Origin of the sequence: Pseudoalteromonas sp. S558, from assembly GCF_005886635.1 — a bacterium.
GTDB classification, from domain to species: domain Bacteria; phylum Pseudomonadota; class Gammaproteobacteria; order Enterobacterales; family Alteromonadaceae; genus Pseudoalteromonas; species Pseudoalteromonas aliena.
The window spans coordinates 1-693 of record NZ_PNDU01000571.1 but is presented as its reverse complement, the minus strand read 5'-3'; the positions used below and the strand labels follow the sequence as shown (position 1 = coordinate 693).

At 34.2% G+C, this 693-nt stretch carries 1 protein-coding gene; it reads right to left on the bottom strand.

Annotated elements, in window-relative coordinates; genetic code table 11:
* The coding region (locus CWB66_RS21485; RefSeq protein WP_138587009.1) for an MFS transporter at window positions 1–429 on the bottom strand (429 nt) is incomplete at its 3' end.
* Between the last annotated feature and the right edge of the window lie 264 nt (window positions 430–693).

The window sequence follows — 693 nt, the reverse complement described above, 5'->3', positions numbered from 1 at the left end:
AGGACCTAAGGCAGCTACATAAGGGTTAGCTGAAACTTGCAAGACAGTAATACCAGAAGCGAGAACAAATAAAGCGCTTAAAAAGATCCAATATTCATGCACCACTACAGCAGGGTAAAATAATAAACACCCTATAGACGCAACGACGAGCCCTGTTAAAATACCTTTTTTGTAACCTAGTTGTTTAACTAACATCCCTGCCGGAATAGAGACAATAAAGTAAGCCCCAAAAAAGCAGAATTGAATTAACATTGCTTCAAAGTAGCTTAGGTCAAATACCCCCTTTAGGCGTGGTATTAGTACATCGTTTAAAACAGTTATAAACCCCCATAAAAAAAAAAGGGTTGTCATCGCAGTCAGTGGAAACAGGTAATTTTTATTTGGCTGTTCATTGACCGCGAATGGTTGATTTGTATTTAGTTCACTCACGTTGTTTTCACTCCATTAACAAGTTGAAAACGATTTTACATGTTTATCAGCGAATTACACACAAACTAAAAAAGAACGTTCCAATTATGTATGGATTTTAATTCCAACCTGCTTATATATGGGGTCTATTTAACGTTAAAAAATTACGCTAGAACTAGGCAAAAATTTTTGTATCTAGTTGTTCTAAATAAAAAATTTTTAACGACGTTATAGTGCAATTTAATTCGTTAAATTGATCAAAGATTTATGCAGGTTGGTATTATA